The sequence below is a fragment of the Micromonospora endophytica genome, from assembly GCF_003236305.1.
In the GTDB taxonomy this organism is placed as follows: domain Bacteria; phylum Actinomycetota; class Actinomycetes; order Mycobacteriales; family Micromonosporaceae; genus Micromonospora; species Micromonospora endophytica.
This window is the reverse complement of record NZ_POTX01000538.1, coordinates 1-432: the sequence shown is the minus strand read 5'-3', so window position 1 is coordinate 432 and position 432 is coordinate 1. Positions and strand designations below refer to the sequence as shown.

General features: G+C 56.7%; 1 protein-coding gene. It reads right to left on the bottom strand.

Going from position 1 to position 432, the window contains the following annotated elements; translation table 11 throughout:
- Positions 1-377 (bottom strand): membrane protein insertase YidC (gene yidC / locus C1I93_RS30980; RefSeq protein WP_146603631.1); only part of this gene is annotated, 377 nt, incomplete at its 3' end.
- Positions 378-432: the final 55 nt, after the last annotated feature.

The window sequence follows — 432 nt, the reverse complement described above, 5'->3', positions numbered from 1 at the left end:
CCGTTAGCCGGGTTATCCGGGCCATCACGACCGGTCAGACCGCTCTGTGCCTGATAAATAAACTGCGGTGAAGTTTCCAGCAGCTGGAACGGCTGGGTAGAGTTCAGCTCTTTCGGGTAAGCAGGCAGCAGAGCTTGCTCAACATCACCACCACGGGTGTTGATGGTCAGATCAAGCACGTCTGTCTTAACCGAGATCAGTTTCCCCTGGCCACTGGCCGGTACGCCCTGGTCGGCGGCGCTACCCGCTGCGGTGGTCGTTGTCTGCGTGGTCTGTTGGGCCTGAGGTTGCGGGTTTTTATCCTGCTCCCAGGCTTGCCAGATCATGAAAGACACGAACAGCAAAGCGATGACTAAAAGATTGCGTTGCGAATCCATCGTTAGTGTTCTCTGGTATCAAATGGTCCGGGCGGGACGGGATCGTCACCACCAG